Annotated in this window: 1 protein-coding gene; it reads left to right on the top strand. The window is 70.6% G+C overall.

Going from position 1 to position 572, the window contains the following annotated elements; genetic code table 11:
• Window positions 1-572, top strand: a 572-nt coding sequence (locus tag A5736_RS14725; RefSeq protein WP_139333322.1) for a phosphopantetheine-binding protein, incomplete at both ends; no start/stop codon positions are given.

Raw genomic sequence — 572 nt, 5'->3', positions numbered from 1 at the left:
TCGCGGTTTGTGGCGTGCCCGTTCGGCGGGGCCGGGACGCGGATGTATCGCACCGGGGATCTGGTGCGCTGGCGGGCCGACGGGCAGTTGCAGTACCTGGGCCGCGCCGACGAGCAGGTCAAGATCCGCGGCTATCGCATCGAACTCGGCGACGTGCGCTCGGCGCTGGCCGGCCTGGACGGGGTGGACGACGCGGCGGTGATCGCCCGCGAGGATCGCCCCGGCGACAAGCGGCTGGTGGGCTATGTCACGGGGGCGGTCGAGCCGGCTCGCCTGCGCGCCAAGCTGGCCGACCAGCTGCCGCCGTATATGGTGCCGGCCGCGATCGTCCTCGTCGACGCGCTGCCCCTGACACCCAACGGGAAACTCGACGTCCGGTCGCTACCGGCACCGGAGTACCAGGACGGCGCCGTTTATCGCGCCCCGTCGGGTGCGGTGGAGGAGATCCTGGCGGGCATCTACGCCCAGGTTCTCGGCCTGGAGCGGGTCGGGGTTGACGACTCGTTCTTCGAGCTGGGTGGGGATTCGCTTTCGGCGATGCGGGTGATCGCGGCGGCGAATAAGTCGTTGGA

The organism is Mycobacterium sp. SP-6446 (genome assembly GCF_001954045.1).
Classification (GTDB): domain Bacteria; phylum Actinomycetota; class Actinomycetes; order Mycobacteriales; family Mycobacteriaceae; genus Mycobacterium.
The sequence above is the reverse complement of the archived record's forward strand: the minus strand, read 5'-3'. Positions and strand labels throughout refer to the sequence as shown.